Source organism: Jiulongibacter sediminis (assembly GCF_001306455.1).
GTDB lineage: Bacteria > Bacteroidota > Bacteroidia > Cytophagales > Spirosomataceae > Jiulongibacter > Jiulongibacter sediminis.
The window spans coordinates 751813-772876 of sequence record NZ_LGTQ01000005.1; the positions used below are offsets into that span (position 1 = coordinate 751813).

Annotated in this window: 18 protein-coding genes; 11 read left to right on the forward strand and 7 right to left on the reverse strand. The window is 41.2% G+C overall.

The genetic code is table 11. The annotated features are described in order from the left end of the window. On the reverse strand, nt 1-453 hold the full coding sequence (locus tag AFM12_RS03375) for a DUF305 domain-containing protein (RefSeq protein WP_055143902.1): 453 nt from the start codon (nt 451-453) through the stop codon (nt 1-3). A 364-nt stretch (nt 454-817) separates the two neighbouring features. On the opposite strand from AFM12_RS03375, the gene AFM12_RS03385 reads away from it, so the two are divergent. The 9 genes from AFM12_RS03385 to AFM12_RS03430 all read left to right on the forward strand — a co-directional run bounded on the left by AFM12_RS03385 (nt 818) and on the right by AFM12_RS03430 (nt 11413). Next, the gene (locus AFM12_RS03385; RefSeq protein ID WP_055143906.1) at nt 818-1270 is read left to right on the forward strand and encodes a DUF1569 domain-containing protein; all 453 of its coding nucleotides are present in this window, start codon (nt 818-820) and stop codon (nt 1268-1270) included. Between the two features lie 276 nt (nt 1271-1546). Next, nucleotides 1547-1867 carry a GIY-YIG nuclease family protein gene (locus tag AFM12_RS03390; protein WP_055143908.1) on the forward strand — a complete coding sequence of 107 codons (321 nt, stop codon included), beginning with the start codon at nt 1547-1549 and terminating at the stop codon, nt 1865-1867. Nucleotides 1868-2430: 563 nt separating this feature from the next. Further along, the gene (locus AFM12_RS03395; protein WP_082391174.1) at nt 2431-3315 is read left to right on the forward strand and encodes a helix-turn-helix transcriptional regulator; all 885 of its coding nucleotides are present in this window, start codon (nt 2431-2433) and stop codon (nt 3313-3315) included. A 539-nt stretch (nt 3316-3854) separates the two neighbouring features. Beyond that, nucleotides 3855-4196: a hypothetical protein gene (locus AFM12_RS03405; protein WP_055143914.1), complete on the forward strand. Its 342-nt coding sequence runs from the start codon at nt 3855-3857 to the stop codon at nt 4194-4196. Nucleotides 4197-4995: 799 nt separating this feature from the next. Continuing rightward, a complete protein-coding gene (locus tag AFM12_RS03410; protein ID WP_131458164.1) occupies nt 4996-6351 on the forward strand; it encodes a hypothetical protein in 1356 nt (451 codons plus the stop codon). A gap of 267 nt (nt 6352-6618) precedes the next feature. Next, nucleotides 6619-6948 (forward strand): nucleotide pyrophosphohydrolase, encoded by a 330-nt coding sequence (locus AFM12_RS03415; RefSeq protein WP_055143918.1) that lies wholly within the window; start codon nt 6619-6621, stop codon nt 6946-6948. Continuing rightward, nucleotides 6945-8552 (forward strand): McrB family protein, encoded by a 1608-nt coding sequence (locus AFM12_RS03420; protein ID WP_055143920.1) that lies wholly within the window; start codon nt 6945-6947, stop codon nt 8550-8552. The genes AFM12_RS03415 and AFM12_RS03420 overlap by 4 nt, the downstream gene beginning before the upstream one ends. After that, nucleotides 8552-10765 carry a DUF2357 domain-containing protein gene (locus AFM12_RS03425; protein WP_055143922.1) on the forward strand — a complete coding sequence of 738 codons (2214 nt, stop codon included), beginning with the start codon at nt 8552-8554 and terminating at the stop codon, nt 10763-10765. Before AFM12_RS03420 ends, AFM12_RS03425 begins: the two co-directional genes overlap by 1 nt. A gap of 96 nt (nt 10766-10861) precedes the next feature. After that, complete coding sequence (locus AFM12_RS03430) at nt 10862-11413, forward strand: hypothetical protein (RefSeq protein WP_055143924.1); 552 nt, start codon at nt 10862-10864, stop codon at nt 11411-11413. 5 nt (nt 11414-11418) lie between these two features. On the opposite strand, the gene AFM12_RS03435 is transcribed toward AFM12_RS03430, so the two are convergent. The 5 genes from AFM12_RS03435 to AFM12_RS03455 all read right to left on the reverse strand — a co-directional run bounded on the left by AFM12_RS03435 (nt 11419) and on the right by AFM12_RS03455 (nt 18048). Beyond that, complete coding sequence (locus AFM12_RS03435) at nt 11419-12033, reverse strand: HNH endonuclease (protein WP_131458166.1); 615 nt, start codon at nt 12031-12033, stop codon at nt 11419-11421. A gap of 144 nt (nt 12034-12177) precedes the next feature. After that, on the reverse strand, nt 12178-14520 hold the full coding sequence (locus tag AFM12_RS03440; RefSeq protein ID WP_055143928.1) for a WlaTC/HtrL family glycosyltransferase: 2343 nt from the start codon (nt 14518-14520) through the stop codon (nt 12178-12180). After that, on the reverse strand, nt 14517-16088 hold the full coding sequence (locus AFM12_RS03445; RefSeq protein ID WP_055143930.1) for a carbamoyltransferase C-terminal domain-containing protein: 1572 nt from the start codon (nt 16086-16088) through the stop codon (nt 14517-14519). Before AFM12_RS03445 ends, AFM12_RS03440 begins: the two co-directional genes overlap by 4 nt. Before the next feature lie 7 nt (nt 16089-16095). Continuing rightward, nucleotides 16096-17358, reverse strand: a complete 1263-nt coding sequence (locus AFM12_RS03450; protein WP_055143932.1) for a GlcNAc-transferase family protein — start codon at nt 17356-17358, stop codon at nt 16096-16098. Nucleotides 17359-17736: 378 nt separating this feature from the next. Further along, nucleotides 17737-18048 (reverse strand): hypothetical protein, encoded by a 312-nt coding sequence (locus AFM12_RS03455; protein WP_082391175.1) that lies wholly within the window; start codon nt 18046-18048, stop codon nt 17737-17739. A gap of 40 nt (nt 18049-18088) precedes the next feature. On the opposite strand from AFM12_RS03455, the gene AFM12_RS19660 reads away from it, so the two are divergent. Continuing rightward, nucleotides 18089-18382 (forward strand): hypothetical protein, encoded by a 294-nt coding sequence (locus AFM12_RS19660; RefSeq protein ID WP_131458167.1) that lies wholly within the window; start codon nt 18089-18091, stop codon nt 18380-18382. Between the two features lie 78 nt (nt 18383-18460). After that, nucleotides 18461-19381 (forward strand): GlcNAc-transferase family protein, encoded by a 921-nt coding sequence (locus AFM12_RS03460; RefSeq protein WP_055143936.1) that lies wholly within the window; start codon nt 18461-18463, stop codon nt 19379-19381. A gap of 710 nt (nt 19382-20091) precedes the next feature. On the opposite strand, the gene AFM12_RS03465 is transcribed toward AFM12_RS03460, so the two are convergent. After that, the gene (locus tag AFM12_RS03465; RefSeq protein WP_055143938.1) at nt 20092-21063 is read right to left on the reverse strand and encodes a UDP-glucuronic acid decarboxylase family protein; all 972 of its coding nucleotides are present in this window, start codon (nt 21061-21063) and stop codon (nt 20092-20094) included. Nucleotide 21064: the final 1 nt, after the last annotated feature.

The following is a 21064-nucleotide window of genomic DNA, read 5'->3' on the forward strand; positions in this document are numbered from 1 at the left end:
TTATTCTTCGAGTTTTTTGATCAAAGATTTCATTTCCTTTATTTCCTTAACCTGTGTTTCAATGATTCCATCCGCAAGTTCTCTTACTTCTGGGTCTTTTATATCTGCCCTTCCTGAGGTAAGAATGGCTATGGAATGATGTGGTATCATGGCTTTCATCCATTTGATATCGTTTATGGGCGTCTGAGTTCTGACCAAAAAAGTAGAAACTGCCATGACCAGCAGACTTCCCAACACTATCACCGTGTTTTTGACTTTATTGGTATACATCTGTCGCATAAATAAAAACATGACTAAAGCCATGCCCCCCATACCAATTAAGGTCATATATAAGCGTGTCCAGCTGAAATAGACATGATCCAACTCATAGGTATTAAAATACATGGTAAGGTACATGGAAATGGCTGAGCATAACAGCATCAGCAGAAATCTGCCGTAATTTGACTTTTTCATCTTCTTAATGTTTGGTTGACCGGTCTTTCACGTTTTGCCGGAAATAATTTGTGTTTTAAAAAGCTACGCATAAAAGCAATTATGGGTTTAGGAAGCCTGAGGGGCTACAGGATGTGATGCTTGGTAATGAAAGAGTTCCTTCGGCAGATGACCGTCCTTAATTTCGGAAAGACAAAGTGTATGGATTGACGGATGTAAGAAGTTCTTCCCGTTTGGTAATTGCCCGCTTGGCTGGAAGTGTGACCAGGCACTACCCCGTCAGCTGGACAGGCATGGCTCAGGAGCCCATTGGCAATCGTCGTTTGCCATACCATTTAGCAGCAACAAAACCCAAAATCTCCTATCTTTCAGAAAAGAAACTGACATGAAAAACATTTTTACCAAAGAAGTCACTGAGGAGGTAATCGGAAGAATTAAAAATCTGAACAATGAAACACAACCACTCTGGGGCAAGATGAGCGTTAGTCAAATGTTGGCTCATTGTTGTGTTACTTATGAAATGGCCTTTGAAGACAAGCATCCAAAGCCTAATTTTCTAATGCGATTGATGCTCAAAGCTTTCGTTAAACATACCGTTGTTGGTCCAAAACCGTACGCAAAGAATAGTCGTACTGCCCCTGCTTTTCTGATTACCGATCTCCGTGATTTTGAAACCGAAAAAGTCCGCCTGATCGCCTACCTGAAGAAAACTCAGGAACTTGGAGAAAGCCATTTTGATGGAAGAGAGAGTCTTTCTTTCGGCAAACTCAGTAGTAATCAATGGAACGCCATGTTCTACAAGCATCTTGATCATCATTTGACGCAGTTTGGGGTTTAGGGTTGGTTGATTGGGGTGGAAAATGAGGTCCTCATGCGGATGGCCGCCCCCTACGCTCGGACTGGCAGTGGGGTTGGCTTTGGTGCTAAAAAGAGGTCCTCGTGCGGATGGCCGCCCCCAACGCTCGGACTGACAGTGGAAAATGTCAGTCTGAGCGTCCGCAGGACTCTGTGAGGAGACGAGGACAGTCCCGCTTGCACCAATGTTAATCCAGTCCCTCTTGGCACAATTGCTCAAATTTTCTTTACTTTCAACTTAAATCTACCACTTACAACCATGCACAAAGAATACCACGTCTACATCTTACTTTGCTCAGATGGAACTTACTATACAGGTATGACGAGCTATTTGGAGCAACGAATGCAGCAACATCAGAAAGCTCATTTTCCTAAGGCTTACACCGCTCGCAGGCGACCTTTAGAACTTCAATTTCTGGCGACTTTTAGCTCAGTCTTTGATGCGATTGAATTTGAGAAGAAATTGAAAGGATGGTCCGGTCAAAAGAAAAAAGCTCTTATTGAGGGTGAAGAGGAAAAACTAAAGGAATTGGCCCGGTGTAGGAATTTGACACATTTTAAGTTTTTTGTCGGGGAGTGATTTGGTTGTAAGCGAGGTCCTTTTGAAGGTGGATTGGGTGCTAAAAAGAGGTCCTCGGCTACGCTCGGACTGACAATTGGCTTCGCTCGGACTGACAGTTAGTTACGCTCGGACTGACAGTGGGGAATCGGATAACTAGTTAAATGGTTGTAATTGTGCAGGGAAGAGATCCACGTGCGGATGGCCGCCCTCTACGCTCGGACTGGCAGTGGTTGGCTTTGGTGCTAAATGAGGTCCTCGAGCGGATGGCCGCCCCCTACGCTCGGACTGACATACACACTGTCAGTCCGAGCGAAGAGCCTGTCCTGAGCATCGTCGAAGGGAGGACAGTCTCACTCAGCACCAATCCTCTCTTCGACAGCACGAGGACAGTCTCACTTGGCACTTTGTCTACGCCGACTTGAAGTTTAACTGTGATGTAAATCCACCCTGTCCGTCGGGTATGCAGGCGGGCATCCTTCCAAAAACATTCTTTGTCACCCTCTTCAAACTTCCGACTTCAAACTCCTCACACTTCCATCTTCCCCCTCCATCCCCTATCTTGCGACAAATTCACAAAACACATGTATCTGGACACTAACGACATCCGACTTTTATACCTCTTAATGACAGGCACCAAGCGAACCAAAGAAATTTCCGACTTTCTGGAAGTCGATAAACGGAGCGTTCCGCGGCTACTGGATAAGCTTAGAAATTTGGGCTATAATATTGACAGCGAAAGACGGAAGGGCCATACCTTGCTGTGGGATCAACAGTACAGTCTTAAAAAATTCAATACCGAAGAATCACGCTTTCTTGCTGAGCTCGTTCAGATTTATGCCCCGGAGCACCCTCTGGCCAAAGGCGTCATGAGAAAACTGGATTACGACATCAGCACTGTGCCACTGGCTAAACATGTGCAGGAGGTGGTGAATAGTAAGAATTTTGAGAATCTCAAATGGGCCCTTAAACACCAGTGTCAGGTTATTTTAAAACCCTACCATTCCAATAACGAACTGAGCCCTCCTACTGACCGCACAGTCTTGCCCCTGCAGCTGTATCTTCGACATCGGCAGCTTTATGCTTATGAGCTGGAAAGTGGAAAATCAAAAACGTATAAGCTATCCCGTATAGGATTCGTGGAAGTCACTAATGAGAAGTTTAATGGAAGCCTGCCACCTTTAGAAAAACCCGACCCTTTTGGCTTTTATGCCACTACGGCCGATCATATTCATCTAAGCATGACCAAAGCCGCTGCTCAATTATTGGCTGAGGAATATCCGGAAGCAGAGGTTTACCTGAGCCCCGATGATGATTTGGGGATAAAATACAAAGGTCCTATGTGCAATCCTATGGGTATAGGCCGCTTTATTTTAGGGTTACCCGGCAAAATAAAAGTTCGAAGTAATCAAAAGCTGATGGATTTCCTTCATCAGCAGCAACTTGAAGACCTTCATAGCGACGAATAAAAACTTTCGCTTTTTTTTCTTTGGGGACAATTTGCGTCCCCTATCTCAAATAGTTTTGTTCTTAAGCTTTGTGAATTTCAGTACAAAGCAGGCCCGGGGAGCTGTCAATTGAGCCGGTAACCCGCAGCTGATTTGAAATGGGTCTGGCCTGAGCCGCACAGGGGAGTCTGTGCCGCTGGCCACCGCCGGATGGACGAAGAAAGAGGGCTCACTGCCGCTTAAATTCCACGATTTCAAAAACGAAATCGGCGAAATGAAAAACGAATTCCACGAATTGAAACGTGAAATCGTCGAAAACAAATTCAAATTCCCCGAATTTAAAAATGCACTAAGCGGTCAAATTGCCCTCTGAATCGCTCTGAAGGCCCTTAAAAACCCTTTTCTGATCGGGGCAGCCGGTCTGTGGGAATCCTGAAACCTGCATAACGGACGCAGTGTACTAATCACCCTAATGAGACAGAGGAAAAACAAATGCCACTGCCTCTCCGAAAAGCACATGAGGTGAAAATGAATCTATAACTCTTTAATTTTTACCAATTATGGCAAAAGCTAAAGTTACAATTCCGACGAACGTACAGGAATTACTCGAACTGGCCGATTTTATTCAGGCCAAACACAGCGAAGACGGCGAGAGCTCGGTCTTATCGGCGATGCCCGATAACACCATCGCTGACATGCAAACCAAGGCAGATACCTGCCTAAAGCACCATCTTCATGCTGAAGAGCTGAGAAGACAAATGGAGCTGGCCTACCGCGAACGCGATCTGCTGCTGGGCGTGCATCGTAAAAACCCGAAAAAACTGGGCGACTGGGGCTTTGTGGTCTCTGACCGTGCCGTGGCTAAAACCACCCGCACAGAACCCCTGGCTACTGTCAGCTAAACAGTAAGCCAAATTTATAAACCACCCCCAGTCCCTGCTCCTGCTTCGGAGGAGGTGGGTACGGGGTGGTTGTTTTTTGTTATGTGTTTGAGCTTTTGTGGTAAAAGGAGGTCCTGCCTTCGACTCCGCTCAAGGCAGGCTATCTTTCACTCGGACTGACAGTGAGTACGGGGTGGTTGTTTTTTTGTGTTGTGTTTGGCTTTTGTAGTAAAAAGAGGTCCTCGGCTCCGCTCGGACTGACATTGCGAGTGTCAGTCCGAGCGGAGACGAGGACAGTCACACTCGGCACAATTCCTCGTTCCCCAATGTCAGTCCGAGCGTAAACGAGGACAGTCACACTCGGCACAATTCCTCGTTCCCCAATGTCAGTCCGAGCGTAGACGAGGACAGTCCCCCTTTGCACCCAACTTCAACGGACAGTTCAATAGAAAAAAGTACAACAACAAATTAATCTAAGATGTAAATGCCAAACTGAAAATCAGGACTCCTCCAAAGAAAAATTATTACTTTCAAAATTATCTACAAAACTGAAATGTCTATAACAACGAAAATCAAAGAAGATAACGATTGGGCAAAAGATGCCAATCAGAATGAAATTCATATTTCATTTGCCGAAAGTGGACAGAAAGGCTATTTCTGTATTGGTTGCAATGCAGAGATGTCAGCTAAGAAAAGTAAGAATGAAGATCGTTACCGATCACACTTTGCACATGTAGCGACAAACGTTGAAATTGAGCGTAAATGCACTTTTAGTTCCGAAACACACAGGCATAAACTGGCTAAAGAGTTTCTTCAAGAGATGAAGAAAATTAAAGTTCCCCCAATAAAAGTCTTTAATGCGACAAAGGAGAATTACAAAGTACTGAGAGCCTCTCAATTTATCGAAGCTGCTTATGTCAGAAATGAATGCCCGGCTTTTGAAAATTCAAATGGTGAAATTGAACATCGGCACGTTTCGCCTGAGGAGAGATTTGATCTCTTCATAAAACCTGATGTAACTTTCTTTGATAAGCACGATAAGCCTATTCTCTTCATAGAATTAGTCGCCACCCACAAAATTGACAACCAGAAACTTTTTAAAATAAGAAGCCTCGGAATTGATACCGTTCAGGTATTGGTTCCTCGCGAGTCCGACATAGGAATTAGAAAAGCACTTCTCTCAACTTCAAACACCAAATGGGTTTTTAATAATGAGCAAGAATCTACAAAATATGACCACATACAGTCCGGAGTTAACTCAACAGTACTTAAAACTGATGAGTTTGAAAGAGACCTATCTCAAAGAAGCGAAACTTCAAAATGTAGGATATCGGAAATTAAAAACTTTATTCGACGAATTGGAAAAGAAGTGGGCTCAGAACAATTTAGAAACTCTGTCCAAAAAATTAGAGAACAAATACAGCGAGTTGAGGAAAATACAGAACGGGAAAGAAGAGAGATTGAAAAACGAATCGTCAAACTATCGGGAGAAATTTCAACGGAATTTAGAGACGAAGGAAGAAGAATTAACTCAGCTATTAGCGATGCAAGTATGGAATCGGGAAGAGTTGACCAATTGGTCGACGAAGCGAAAAAAGAATACTCAGATTTGGAAAGAAGATATCTTATCAAAAGAAACAAACTTGAAATTGAAGAAAGAAAACTGGGAGAAAGAAAAGATAACTATAAACCAGACTGCCAACCTGAGATTGAACGCATTGAAAACGAGCTTAGAGAATGTGGAGCGGAACAAAATACTTTGGAAGAATTGGAAAGAAGAATCAGCCGGGATAGAGAAGATAAGACAAGCTACTTTGAATCAGAACGCAGGCGACTTAAACGAGAAACAGAAGACACAGAAAAGTCTATTCAACGAATTTCGGAAGACCTCAGAGGACTACCAGATCAAATTGAAAAATCAGAAGTTCTACTTCGAGAAGATTTTGAAAGAAGACGAATTGAACTCGGAGAAAGATTTGAGGAACTTAGAGCAAGAACGATTGACGCAATTGAGAATGAAAATCCTGGAGAATTACCAGAACTTGTCAAGCACTTTGACAGCCTGCTTTCAGGAAGGAGAATACTCGATGATGAAGAAGATAGAAGCTCAGAATTTAAGCTACTTAGAAAAATTAAAGAATCAATTGAAAGAAAAAGTTACAAAAATTGGGTTTGACTGGGAAACTTACCTGAACCATATAATTGACAATAATCTTTAAATCAATATGCCAACAGATTTATCAAAATACCTTGTAGTCCGTGTTTCTTCCAGAGCACTTTTTAACTTTAAAAGATTATAAAATACCGATCAACTTTTAAATGGTGACAGTCAAAACATCCAAAACGATACATTTTCGAAAAAAAATTTGTTCACAACAACAAAAAACCCTGATTTTTCTTTTCTCCTTTAATGATATCTTAGATTTATTTTACCTCGCTTAATATGAGTGACTTCAAAGAAGTAATTGAAACCTTACGAAAATTTAGAGATGATAGAGATTGGAATCAGTTCCACAATCCAAAAGATTTAGCACTTGCCATAAATGTTGAAGCCAGTGAGTTACTTGAATTATTTCTTTGGAAAAATTGGGATGAAGCAAATAAGGATAAAGTAAAAGAAGAATTGGCTGACATATTTGCTTATGCATTTCTTCTTGCTGAAAAGTATGAATTTGATGTTAAAGAAATTGTATTCGAGAAAATTCAAATAAATACTGAAAAGTATCCAGTAGAAAAGGCCAAAGGAACAGCTAAAAAATACAATGAGTTATGACGGAACAGGTAATGATATATGAAGTAAAAAGTGCTGCTTCACCAAATGCAAAAGGGCTTTATAGTAATGATTCAAAATATTTTTACTGGAATGAAACTAAATTCAAAAAATTAAATTTTGGTGACTTCGTCTTTGTTGTTAACAGGACAGACCGTTGGGTTTTATTGAGCAAGCTTGACAAAATTGATATTCCTACATCTGAAAGAGAAGACAAAACAATATTCAGAGATTTAGGCAAAGATTTTACTGTTAATGGAAAGTGGAACAAATTTATCCGATTAGAAATCCTAAATAAATTATCAATTCCAAACGGCTGGATGTGGCAAAGTTTGGGCAGTAGTGAGACTACATATTTGAACGGTCCACGTATTGGTTTAAACAGTTCTGAAAATAGATTAAAGAACATTAGTCAACTAATGCAATTATCTGAAGACGAAACGATTTCTCAAATACTCGAAAATTGCAGACTTAATTTTAACGGAAGTACAATAAAGCCAACTCCAATCAAACCGATTCAAAAATCTAAAGAAACTAATCAGGATGAAATGAATATACTAACAGCCATAAAAACAAAACCTTTTATTCTTTTAGCAGGAATATCAGGAACTGGAAAATCAAGATTAGTTAGAACTCTTGCCTACAAAACTTGCAGTAAGGAAGAATTAAAAAAAGACCCTAAAAAACCTGGCAATTTTGAATTAATTCCTGTTAGACCTAATTGGCATGACTCTTCGGAATTGATGGGGTATGTTAGCAGAATCAATGGCGAAAAATATATCATTACGTCTTTTTTAAAATTCATAGCTAAAGCATGGAAGCATACAAATGTCCCATTTTTCCTTTGCCTTGATGAAATGAATCTGGCTCCTGTTGAGCAATACTTTGCAGAGTATTTGAGCATCATTGAAACAAGACAAGTAAAAGATGGGAAACTGATTACAGACTATATTATTTCTAAAGAAAGTTTTGAGAATCAAAATCTATATAATCAGTTATTAACCAATTTGGAACTTAGTGGAAACGAGTTCTCTGAAGGTATTAGTATTCCAAGCAATCTTGTTGTCATCGGAACTGTAAACATGGACGAAACAACACATTCGTTCAGCAGAAAAGTGCTTGATAGAGCTATGACTTTTGAAATGAACAATGTGGACCTAACTGCTGGCTTAGATTTTTCCACAAACGATTGGAGTTATCCTGAATCATATATTTCTAATGACGAAGTAATCGGAAAATATACTTCAGGTGCTGAAGTGTATTCACAGACTTTTAATCAGAAAGATGAAGTAATTGGTTTCCTTCAGAAAGTAAATAATGAACTTGATGGAACTCCCTTTAAAATTGCTTACCGAGTTAGAGATGAATTTTTGATTTATTGCTTCTATGCTAGTAAAAATCCAACGGCTAATTGGCTGACAAATGCTTTGGACGAAATGACAAGTATGAAGATTTTATCAAGAATCGAAGGAGATGAAACAAAAACAGGAAAGGTTCTTACTAATTTACAAAGAATAATAACATCCGACTTCAAAAAGTCAAATGCGAAGATCAAAGAAATGGAGTCACGACTTCAATCAAACGGTTACACCTCATTCTGGTCATAATGCAAATTTTAAGAGTAGACCATACAGACTTTACCTTGGTTATTGAATGCAATAACCTAGAATCTACTTTTAACAAAGCAAGTAAAAGGCAAACTCAAATTTTTAATGCTACCTCCTACTCAGTCAATGAAGGAGAATTATCAATTTATAATTTCGAATCTAGGCAACTTGAGAAACTAATAGATTGCAGAACCTATCCGTTAATCTTTGAGAACAAAGATTATTTTATTGGAATTACCTTCAAAGATAAAGCCGTAGTAAAATCACCTTACATTTATTCCAAACTCAAAGAAGTTGAAGAGAAATTTTTCTATCGTGAAGAACTTGGTTTTTTAGCGGGAACCATAAACTTCGGAAATGATCTTGGCAAAAGTCATCTGGAAATAAGATTTACAAATGACAATTTACTTCAAGAAATTAATCTTGAATTCGAAGTCTTCCCGACCAAACTCAACTACAGAAGCGATTATGAAAAAATTGTTTCAGACATAGAAAAAGAGTATCCCTACCTAGTTCTTGATTTCCTTAAAAAGACCTATAAATCATTTAAAACTGGTAACACACCAAACACAGACCTAATTTGGTGGCAAGTATTTGGCGGTCTTTATGCTGATTTCCTCCATTCATCAAAATTCATTTTAAACAAGCCGCATAGCCGAATAATTAGGCAAACCAAGTATTTAAAAGCTGACAGAATTCAAAAATGGACAAGTGCTTTAGAAGAAGAATATTCACAGTTCAAATCATTCCCAAATAAGAATTACCGGTCGGAGTATAAAACGTTAAGTTCAAACACTTCCGAAAACCGTTTTTTTAAACATGCAGTTTTTCAAACACTAAGGCGATATAAAAAGGTTAAATCATTTATAGAAAGACGTTTTTCAAATTCAATATCTGAGAACTTCAAATCTGAACTCTCCCAAATAGAAAAGCAACTTAAAATTATTTCAATAAATCCGTTCTTCAGAACTATAGACGATTTTCATGGCATAAAGCAAGAATCACTTGTTTTGCAAAAAGCTACAGGCTACAGCACTATCTATAAATCATGGATAATGCTGAACAGCGGACTGAAGTTTTTGGATGGTATTCAGAAAATAGAACTAAAAAATATCGCTGACTTATATCAAATTTGGTGCTTCCTAGAAATAAAGAATGTTTTACAAAATCTATTGGGTAAAGAAAATCCTGATGATGTTGATTTAGCAGAGATTCAAATTGATGATTTCGTTTTCAAAATTGAACGTGGTGTAAAGTCTAAAGTCTCTTTCTTCAATAAAGATGGAGAAAAAATCGACTTGTTTCATGACTTCTCGTATAATACTTCAGAATCGCAAAATGTCAAATCATTTACAGTAAATCAACGTCCCGATATTGTCCTAAGAATAACAAAGAATGATTTGAAGGAGAACTATGTTCTGACTTATTTGTATGATGCCAAATACCGACTTGCATCAGACGACAGAGAAGGCTCTCCTGATTTACCAACTGAAGACTCTATCAATCAAATGCACCGATATAGAGATGCTATATATTATGTAAACAAGGACAAAGTAAAACCTGAAAAAGAAGTAATTGGTGCTTATATACTTTTCCCTGGTTCAGGAGAGATTGAAACCATAAAAAAACTTGACTACTATAAATCAATTGAATCTGTAAATATTGGAGCATTTCCTTTAAGACCAAACGACTATTCAAACAGAGCTTTATTAGAAGACCATTTAAGAACAATAATTGGACTTGATACTGAGTCAATTTTGAATGATGTTTCACCACAAAAAGAAAGTGCCTACGAGTCTCCAAACCCATTTGTTTTAATCGGTTTTGTTCCGTCCGAAGATCACATGCTTTGTTTTACAAATAGCGAATCACCTTTTTACTATTCTGGAAAAAGTAAACCAACAAAATTTGGTTTTAAGAACTTGAAATACTTTGCTCCATATATCAAAGAAAAAGGAGTAAGAGAATATTACGAAATAGTTGATTATCAATTAATACCACGAAAAGATATTTTCAAATCCCCCCACCCATTATTTAAGAATGAGGAGGATGAACGACTTCTAATACGATTGGGTCAACGAGTTTTTATTGATAATGGAAAATACTTGAAGATTTCGGATGGAACTATCGGTCAAATTCCATACCGATATACCAATTTGTTGAACATTCGAACACCTCATAATGATAAAATTAAAGTGTTAAAAGTAAGCTAGGGCTGAATTTAATAAGCTTTGTTAAGTAGTAATATACCGACAAAGTTGAGATTTCGAATCCCAATTTGTTTACTTAAGTTTTAAAAAAATAAAGATATGATGGCTTTAAACCATCTGCTAAGATTCTACGTCAACTACCACGACAACGAAAAACCCTTGATTGATCTTATCAAACAAGAGAAATATAAGGAGGCTTTCCCATTATTTATCTCCTTTAAGAATAGCTACATGAGTGTTGGCCGAAACTTTAAAGGTGGAAATAATGAGAAAATCTGGGAGACATTGATAGCCTTTGAACCCAAGAATCAAGATGGCGTAGTTAAACTATCCGAAAAATTCTCTTCTGATGGGCTTCTGATCAAACAAAACGCTATTTCAGCCTGCTCTAAATTCATTTGGTTATTCGATCATGATGTCATCATTTTTGACAATAATGTTGCACAGGCTTTGAAGTATTATGGTACTGATTATAACGAGTACTGTGATAAATGGAACGCAAAATACAACGAATGCAGAGTAAGGATAACTGAAGGAATTGCCAAATTCAGATTGTCAGAACTTGATCCCATTTTCAATGAAGAATGGTTTGTAAAAAGGACTTATGACCAGATTTTGTGGAATGATAGAAAGGCTTTTGAAGGTATATGAATTATTTACTTTTTGGCTTTAATGAGTTCTTTTAAGTCTTGAATGGAATTTATGTTTGGATTTCGATGAAGCATGACATGGCAATTTGAGCACACCATAAGAAAATCATCGATTTTTGTATTTCTAATCCCCTCAAACTCACCCAAAGGAACAATATGATGAGCTTCAACGTATTGAACTTCAAAAGTCGTAACAAAAGAAAATCCACAAAGCTGGCAGTCCAGCGTAGGACATTTTTTTAGATACTTTTTCTTTGCCTGCTGAACAATTTTCTGATTTCGTTCAATTGTTTTGTGAGCTCTTAATTTTCTTCCTCCTTCTCTAATTGAGTATAATTCGTCAAAATCTTCATCTATAAAATCATTGTTTTTTTGTTGAAAGTCATTGCCTTGCCATGCTCCTATCCGTTCATCCAACAAAATAGAGTAGATATAAGATTGGCCATCAACTCCTTTGTAATACGAAGGCCTACCTAGATCACCCATATTCAAAGCTTTTTGAAAATTGTTATATCCTAATTGATGGGACTTCACAGTTTCGATTAGAACTATTCTATTGTTGACCGAGTAATAGAAAGGTACACCTGTTACAGTAATAAACCATTCTCCTTCAAACTTCAAAATTCGGTTCCAGATTTCTTCCACAGTTTCTATGACTTTGGTTTAAAATAATTAATCCTTAAAGGGGTCATTCCATTCTTAGGTCTAAACAACTGAACTAAGTCATTTCTTAATAATGGAGTAAAAGAACCTAGCTTTACCCCCCTAATTCTCCCTCCTTTCCTCGGCGGCATAAAAATCAAAGCGGTTATGTTCGGTGGGGGTGGCTAGTAGTACGGCCGGTTTTATTTTCCCTTTCACTGTTTCCTGGTAGGCATAAGACATCCAGGTTTGTTCATAAGGTCGCTCCCATTTGACATCCAGAAACAATTTGCGATTACCCTCTTTAGAAACCAGCTGCGGCCAGTTGCAGTAATACACTTCGCCGGTGGCATAGGCCAGTCCGTTCAGCGATTTTACGTTCTTAAAGTTTAGATCAGGAGCCTCGGTAGGGTCATCTGAGACCTTGGTCGGTTTTTCCTGAAATAATGCCGCTCTTACCTCCTGAGGCACATTATGCCAGCTCCACTGCAATTGATGGTCTCCATAAAACTCAGTAAAATTGAATTTTAGAAAATCAAAACCCTCTTTAAGCATGATCTCCAAAGATCGGTGGTATAAATCTTCTACCTTTCTTATGAAGCCATTTCTGCAGGTGGGCTGATCACCGGTATAAAAGAACATATCATCTTCAAAGAAAAAATAATAATCAAAGTCATTGGCCGCAGCATGCTCCGCTATCCATTGCCGGCCGCCACAGATGCCGATATTGTCTTTTTGTATATGTTCGATGCCAAATTGCTCGCAAATTTTTTCATAGGCCGGAGTGGTGGAGGCATCGGTAGAGTTATTCAGGAGTATCCGGTGTGGCTCGGTGATGAACCGCTCGTCATACTGTTTCATGGAGGCCAGGAGGGTTTCCAATTGACGTGGGCTGTTGTAGGTGAGCACATACAAAGCTACTTTATCATTGTTCGTGTTTTGAGGCCTGACTTTCAGTTCATTTAAAGGGATAGCCGTTTTGTTTTTGACATTTTCAAAAAAAGTAGCGAGGAGGCCATTTTCTTCAATGCCAAAGTATTGGTAACGCTGTGGGTATTTATACAGCAGAATGGTAAACAATGATTCTTCTGTGCCCATAAAGCCGTCCCGAAGGGTGCTTTCCAGCAGTTGGTAGTATTCGCCATTGAATTGGGGAATCTCGGCTACCGGTCCTCCAAAAAAGCCACCACGGCATACCTTATTTACCCGGGCACCGGCCAGCTCATTCAGCTTTGTATAGGTAAAGCCATGAATCTCATCGGCCGCGGCATAAGGAAAAGCAATGAAACTCAGTTTAGTCAAAAGACTTAGCCGGTCAACGACCAAATCATGGGTAAAATAACCCGGGTGTACGGTATTGGTGATGCCGGCATCTATCCAGTAGAGATGCGTGGAGTGAAAGCGATCAAGCAATTTAGCATCATGCAGCAAAAAGGGTTTTGACAGCACCAGTGGGTTATACATGGCTAAACGGGCCTGGGTAGATTCTGCCAGCCAAGCGGCCTGCGTGTACCAGCTTTGATCGGTTCTGATGGCCTGTATAGTATCATAGAACTCATTGATAAACCAGTCTTGAGTTCGTTCTATAAACTGCGTGTTGTGCTCTGATCTTACGTTAAAAACGAACTCCCGAAGATGTTGATCTCCAAAAACAATGAGGTTATTGGGGACATCTAACAGCTGTCTGAATTTTTCGAGATAGAAGTCATAGCTCCGGGACCAGCCTTCGCTGAGGGTGTCTCTCCTGATATCCCATAAGCCGGTCACCAGCGTGACTTTGCCGGCGTACAGTTCATGGTAGAGTTCAGCAGGTATTCCCACGATATCTTCGGCTTCAAGCCCGTAAACATATCCGACATCTTCCAATTGAAGGATGAGAGCTTCCTTCTCGAACTCATCAATAACAGACCACTCTACCCGAATGACTTTCGGCCGGTATTTTTTCAGGTCTATTTGTTTAAAAATACGATAGTCATACCCCTCAGCATCAATCTTTATAACATCAAAGCCTTTCAGGCTGTGCTTTTCCAACAAAGTTTTGAAGGTTATACAGGGTACGATCACATTTTGTCCGTAGTTCTCAACCACCTGCCGGTCCTGTTCACTTCCCAGTCCGTTTTTAGGCGGGTAAACAGCACTCATCCCGGAGAAAGCGGGATGCACCAGACCACGCCCAATGACGGAATGATCAATGGTCAGCATCTCAATTTCACCGTCGTATTCGGCAATGGCTGCATTTTCAAACAGGTGCCCCTCTTCAGAAAAGTTTTCGCGTAATTGTTCATAATGAACCCTGATGGGCTCAACGAATAAACCTTTGAAAGCATAGGATTTCAGATACCCCGCCATCTCGTCAAAGGTGATACCATCCATGGCTCCGATGTTCAGTACAAAAAGCTCTTCTCCTTTTCGGCCGAAATGGTGGAGGGCGTCATTGAAATAATCCGTTTTCGTAAGGTCTTTCATTTTGTGAAATAGTAGTCAGCAAGTACAAGGCGGTCCAGATGTGTTTGCTCAAATACAATAATGGCATCGGCGTAGCGACTCAGCAATGGTTTTCCGTTGATATTAAAAGAGGTGTTCAGCAGAACGCCAATACCGGAGTATTTTTCAAATTCGCCGAGCAACTGATAAAGCCAGGGATTTTGCTTTTGGGTGACGGTTTGCACCCTGGCGGTGTTATCCACATGCGTTATGGCTTGAAGACGTTCTCTCCATTCTTCTCTGACAGTTGGGCAAAAGCTCATCCAGCGGCTTTCACCGGAAAAATGGAAATACTTTTCGACGTCTTCAAGCCGGCACACCGGTGCAAAGGGCCTGAACCACTCTCGGTTTTTAACATTCGCATTCAGGACCTCTTTCATATCAGGGTGAGCCGGGTTACAGAGGATACTTCTGTTTCCGAGTGCTCTGGGGCCATGTTCTGAGGGCCCTCTCACCACGCCCACTATTTTGCCGTCTGAAAGATCTTTGGCCAGGGTTGTTAAATTGAGTTGATTTCCCCGTTTGTCTTCAACATAGGTCATCAGGGTGTTTTTATCCAATATTTCTATGCCGGCATAGGTGACATCCATGGCCTTTTCGGGTTTGATATGATTCAGGATCATCCCCGCAGCAATACCACAGTCATTGGGGTTTGGCGGAACAAAGACCGGGCGGTTCAGGGTTTCTTTCAGTCGGGTATTCAGCAGGATGTTCAAAGCACAGCCTCCAACTAGTATCAGCGGAAAATCAGGGTAATGGTCTAAAAAGGGTTGAACCATCTCTAAAAAGACATTTTCAAAGGCGATTTGAGAAGTTTTGGCAATATCCCATGCGACCTGCCCCACAAACCTGTTCTGTGGATCAAAAGTCAGATTTATCTTTTCGCCCAATTCTTCCAGCAATTTCCGGTAATTACTGCCGTCTGGTTTACAGCGGTAATAATGTTCAAAACGGGGCAGCCAATTTTCAATAAGCTTCCCGTAAGAACATAAACCCATAAGCTTGCCGGGGTAAACGAGGTTGCCAATGCTGAGAGCATGCTCTTTTTGAATGTCATTCAAATAGTCGCCGAAACTCATGTAAGGGAAACCCAGGTCCAGATCGAATTTCTCGAGCAAATCAATGCCGGAACGATCCCGAGCCAGGTAGATGTTAAAGTAACCGTCATTTCCCCCTCCGTCAAAAGAGACGATCAGGGCTTTTTCATAATCAGTTTGATAGAATCCGCAGGCCGCATGGCTAAGGTGATGTAAGCAGTTCACATATTTTTGGGCCGGGATGTACTCCTGATAATGAGTAAACTTGCCTTCATCATAGGCATCGGTATTTAAATAATAGCACGTTTCAAAAGCTAAAATGCCATGTTTCTCTTCTATATATTCGAGCAGATGCCTGATCAGAAAGGGGCGTGTGTAAGATGGCAGGTACTGAGTATATCCGGCATTTTTGATAGAGAGAAATCGCTCTATCTCTATCACCGTGATGAGATGACCGTCACTTTCCACTGCCACTGCAGCATTATGAGAACCGTAGAATGAGATATTAGCCATCGTATTATTATAAAGTACCCTCTATTCTATCGCACCAGCCTTTGGAAGCCGAATACGGCCACACCCGCCATTTGGCAGGTACCGGCCCTGTATATTTTCGCCAGATATTTAACCAGTCTTCACTGGTATTAAAAATAGTCTTCACTTCTTCCTTATCGGCATCTTTTCTGTACAGATCGGCTCCGCTTTCATCAAGGAAAGCAACAACCAGAAATTCATAATCCTGCTCTGGCAAAGCAGATTTATGAATATCAATGCAATGTTCAAAAATGGTAAAAAATGAATTATCATAATCCTCTACGCAGGGGTTTGGAGCCGGTTTACGATCAAGGGTGTGCCGCTGCACTCCCCGGTCTCTAAACCGAATACCGGCATACCGCTCATAATCAGAGAGGGTTCGTTGTGTTCCAAACCCGTACTTGCCGAAATCATTGGTGAAAGGTTCACCGTCAATACCCAGCAGCTGCTTTACCCTCTTATGCGTGTATTGATTAGCCACATGCCAGTTTTCCTTGTCATCCCAATGCTTGGTTCTTCCCTTTCGGGTATATTCATGCCAGGCCACCAGCCGATGCGGATGATACAGATCATACCCATGCGTATAAGCCCTTACGGCAATACTGATTTCTTCCCCGTGAAAATAGAAGGATGGGTCATGCTGAACTTCCTGGCTAAATGCCCCCAGTGTAAATGCAAAATGTGCCGAATAAAACCGGGCAGGGACCGGATGTGTTAGCGATTTGGAATCTTCAATAGTTGAAGGCAGGAAAAAGATAATCCCTTCGGGGGTGAAGCGGTCAAAATCCATTTTCCAGGGTTCCTGAATTCGTCCTTCAGGATCATTCTCAGGATCAAAAGAAGGAACATAGGCTGTTAACAGCGGTTTTGCGACCCCTTGTTCTCTCAAAGACTCTAACATGGTAATCAATAGCGTGTCCCATCCCTTCACAAACCTGTGATGCGAATCAAGCTGAAGTGTATACTTTTCACCCCGGTAGTGCTGCTGTACCCTATTTCTGGCCCAACATACACCCTGAGCCTCTTGAAAAGGAATTTTAAGGAACTGTATGTTCGTTTGGGAGAAATACTTGTCGGGTTTGTCCCAGGTATCTTCTTCTGAAGTTTGCCATGCGACGGTGATGTTCAGGTTTTGCGGCTTATCGGCCTTACCGAGTAAATCATCAAGGGTAGGCACAAGCTGCGGGTCTCTGTAACTGGCTATCTGGACAAAAATCGAATTCTTTTCAGTTTGTGGTTTGTTTGTAGGCATTCGGTCCGGATTAGGCTGTTTTCACTAAGACACTTTGGAAATCGAAAAATAGCTAAAATTTCAGGGACTTTTCAAAGTAGCTTTCTCAAGTCCATTGAATTTCAAAAAATAAGATTCAAAAGATCGGGCGGATGAGAAGACATGACATCTTTAAATTCCGAAATGGCCGTCGGTAGAAATAATTGTCTTAACTTTCCTGAGTCATATAGCTTCTACTCAAAACAGTATACATTCCGTGAAACACGACGACGAGAACAGTAAAAAAGGTTTAAACCGGCGATTGGCCTTAAGAGAGTTATTTTTAGGCTCTTCTATTGTCTTGGTAAATACACCGTTAGGCTTTTCAGCCTGGAGAAAGCAGGGCGGTCACTCTAAACTTCAATCGGAGACATTTACACCTGCGTTAACGCCTCCTTTTTCATTTGAAGAACCACCGTTTCCCTCTGTCACACCCTCGCAAACTCCTACGCCAACACCTACCTTGACGCCGTCAGCTTCTTCCGATCCTCCCCCATTTTCAGTAACGTCATCGCAAACGCCTACGCCCACACCGACGATTACGCCAAGTATGACACCGACGCCGACAATTACACCGAGTATGACCCCGTCTCTTACTCCATCACCTACCCCTACACTTTCGCCAACTTCCTCAAATACCCCGACCCCGACGCCGTCGTTAACACCGAGCAAGACGCCGGCACCAACACCGAGTTCATCGGTAACACCTACGGTGACACCGACCTTAACGCCAACACCATCGATAACGCCAAGCCATACTCCGACCCCAACACCTACTCCGATAAAGAATATCTGGATTGGACCGATTCATGGCGACTGGAACGGCAGTCCGGGATTCTGGAGCAAAAACTCCATTCCGGACGCAACAGATGAAGTGGTGATACCTGGCATTTCGAATCTGACCATCTTGACTGGAACAACGGCAGTATGTAAAAAAATTGATGTACAATACGGTGCAGTTTTTGATGTGCAGGCCGGAGCCATTTTGAGTGTCAAATTTCCTTAAATCAGACTCACCATCAAAGCATAGTTAACCTGTCAGACCTGGTTCTTCAATAATTGAAAAGGTGGCCTGAGAATTAAAATGAATAAAGTGAAAGGCAACGAAAAAATATTTGTATCAATCGCGGCTTATCTTGATCTGGATGTCAGAAACAGTATTTTGGATGGGATAAAAAAGGCGAAATATGCTGACAGGCTGGTGTTTGGCATCTGCTGGCAATATGAAGAAAAGATTAGCGTAACGGCCCATTATTTAGACGATCTCAAAGGAAAATGTGAGATCAGAATTCACAAATTCAATTACACGGAATCTCAGGGGCCTTCCTGGGCAAAGAAGAGGGCTGCAGAGATGTACACCAATGAAGAGTTCTTTCTGCAAACCGATGCTCATGTCCGGTTTGCACAAGACTGGGATAGCCTGCTCATTTCGGAGCTTACTGAATTAAAAACCAAATGCAGAAATCCACTGATTTCCTTCCTACCACCAACATTTACCAACGATGTTTTAGAATATACTGATCAGATAGATGTTATCAACTTTCCTGAAATTCTGGCGGTAACACCAGAGCATCTATTTGAATATCAGGAAAATAATGAGAAGAAAACGGGATTCCGGAATTTCCCCAGTCCAATACTTGAACCTGGTTTTATTTTCGGGGAAGGCAAATGGATGCGAGAGGATTTTCACCATGAATCCATTTATTACCTTGGAGAGGAAGTCTATCAAAGTGTAAAAGCCTATACCGAAGGCTATGACTTTTTCTTACCCAAGCAAATCGTTTCATGGCGAAGATCTTACTACCCTTCCAGAATAAAACATTATACCACACATCCCACCAGTGATCCAAAAGAAAAAATAAAAGAGAGTCTAATTTGCCTTCAGGATTTACTTCAACAAAAAGCAATTGAAATTAGTGAAAATGACCAAAGAAGTCTGGAAGATTATGAAGCGTACGCAGCTGTCCGATTCAATCTTGGCAAGTTGAATATAAATGCTGTTTAAGCAATAGTCTAACCTTTTTATCCGGGCTTTTGCTCCTCACTTTCTGCAAATTTTTGGAAGGCTTTTAAATATCCAAGCTGATTTTATTCGGGCCATACATGAATGGAAAGCAACTGGCTGTTAGGTGACAAATTTAATCTTTCCAAAAATTGATTTGCCTATGTTGACTACCTCTTTATTATTGATAATAATGAAAGGGGAGTTGGAGTAGTACTAAGCTAAGTTCTTGCCAGTTTTTGTACGAATGAGGTCCTCAACTACTCCGCCTGCCGGACGGGCGGGGCTCGGACTGACATTATGTTTGGCTTGGTGCTAAAAAGAGGTCCTCGTGCGGGTGGCCGCCCCCTACGCTCGGACTGACAATTGGATTGGCAATTGTCCTGAAAAGAGGTCCTCGTGCGGATGGCCGCCCCCTACGATCGGACTGACAGTAAGTACGCATGTCAGTCAGAGCGGCGACGAGGACTGTCTGGCTTGGCACGAGGTTTTCTTTTGGTGCAAGCCTATAGCTTCAACCCGCAGGGTTCTGTGAACGGGCTCAGCCTCCGGCAACATCTGTCCTCGGTCACCGGTCAAAAACCTCCAACTTCTGACTACAAACCCCCAACTCAAAAAAAGTCCTCAGTTCGTAGTAGCAGTTGGCAGTTTGTTGAGAGTAAACCTTTCTCCCTGTTCCTTTCTCCAAAATAACTCCAACTTCAAACTTCCCCCTAAAACTCCCGATGCTTCGCCTCATCGTAAAGACGTTCTTTGGAGAATTCTTTGAAATAAGCATAGGTTGTCTTCAGGCCTTCTGCCCTATCCACTTTTGGCTCCCACTTCAAAATTTCTTTAGCCCGGGTAATGTCTGGTTTCCGTTGTTTCGGGTCATCTTTTGGCAGGTCTTTATAGATTACTTTCTGGTCAGTTCCTGTTAACTTGATGATTTCTTCAGCGAAGTCTGCAATCGTGATTTCGTTCGGGTTACCGATGTTTACCGGCTGAGCGTAATCCGAGTGTAAAAGACGATAGATACCCTCAACAAGGTCATCAACATAACAGAATGAACGCGTTTGGCTACCATCACCGAAAATCGTCAGGTCTTCTCCACGAAGAGCCTGGCCAATGAAAGCGGGTAATACACGACCGTCGTTTAGTCGCATCCGTGGGCCATAGGTATTGAAAATACGAACGATACGCGTTTCAACGCCATGATAAGTATGGTAGGCCATAGTCATGGCTTCCTGGAAACGCTTGGCTTCATCATAAACTCCACGCGGCCCTACCGGGTTGACATTACCCCAATAGTCTTCCGTTTGCGGGTGCACCAGCGGATCACCATAAACTTCGGAAGTAGAGGCGATTAGCACTCTGGCTTTTTTGACTCTGGCAAGGCCCAGACAATTATGAATTCCCAAAGAGCCAACTTTCAGGGTCTGAATTGGAATTTTAAGATAGTCGATCGGGCTGGCCGGTGAGGCAAAGTGCAGGATATAATCCAATTCGCCGGGTACATGAATAAACTTAGAGACATCGTGGTGATAGAACTCAAAGTTCTCCAGCTTAAAAAGGTGTTCTATATTTCGGAGGTCTCCGGTGATCAGGTTATCCATGGCAATAACATGGTAACCTTCTTTGATAAATCTGTCGCAAAGGTGAGAACCAAGGAAACCGGCTCCACCAGTAATGAGTATTCTTTTCATT

Coding starts and splice junctions, on each gene's coding strand:
- AFM12_RS03375 (WP_055143902.1), bottom strand. CDS start 453: ATGAAAAAGTCAAATTACGGCAGATTTCTGCTGATGCTGTTATGCTCA.
- AFM12_RS03385 (WP_055143906.1), top strand. CDS start 818: ATGAAAAACATTTTTACCAAAGAAGTCACTGAGGAGGTAATCGGAAGA.
- AFM12_RS03390 (WP_055143908.1), top strand. CDS start 1,547: ATGCACAAAGAATACCACGTCTACATCTTACTTTGCTCAGATGGAACT.
- AFM12_RS03395 (WP_082391174.1), top strand. CDS start 2,431: ATGTATCTGGACACTAACGACATCCGACTTTTATACCTCTTAATGACA.
- AFM12_RS03405 (WP_055143914.1), top strand. CDS start 3,855: ATGGCAAAAGCTAAAGTTACAATTCCGACGAACGTACAGGAATTACTC.
- AFM12_RS03410 (WP_131458164.1), top strand. CDS start 4,996: ATGAAGAAAATTAAAGTTCCCCCAATAAAAGTCTTTAATGCGACAAAG.
- AFM12_RS03415 (WP_055143918.1), top strand. CDS start 6,619: ATGAGTGACTTCAAAGAAGTAATTGAAACCTTACGAAAATTTAGAGAT.
- AFM12_RS03420 (WP_055143920.1), top strand. CDS start 6,945: ATGACGGAACAGGTAATGATATATGAAGTAAAAAGTGCTGCTTCACCA.
- AFM12_RS03425 (WP_055143922.1), top strand. CDS start 8,552: ATGCAAATTTTAAGAGTAGACCATACAGACTTTACCTTGGTTATTGAA.
- AFM12_RS03430 (WP_055143924.1), top strand. CDS start 10,862: ATGATGGCTTTAAACCATCTGCTAAGATTCTACGTCAACTACCACGAC.
- AFM12_RS03440 (WP_055143928.1), bottom strand. CDS start 14,520: ATGAAAGACCTTACGAAAACGGATTATTTCAATGACGCCCTCCACCAT.
- AFM12_RS03445 (WP_055143930.1), bottom strand. CDS start 16,088: ATGGCTAATATCTCATTCTACGGTTCTCATAATGCTGCAGTGGCAGTG.
- AFM12_RS03450 (WP_055143932.1), bottom strand. CDS start 17,358: ATGCCTACAAACAAACCACAAACTGAAAAGAATTCGATTTTTGTCCAG.
- AFM12_RS03460 (WP_055143936.1), top strand. CDS start 18,461: ATGAATAAAGTGAAAGGCAACGAAAAAATATTTGTATCAATCGCGGCT.
- AFM12_RS03465 (WP_055143938.1), bottom strand. CDS start 21,063: ATGAAAAGAATACTCATTACTGGTGGAGCCGGTTTCCTTGGTTCTCAC.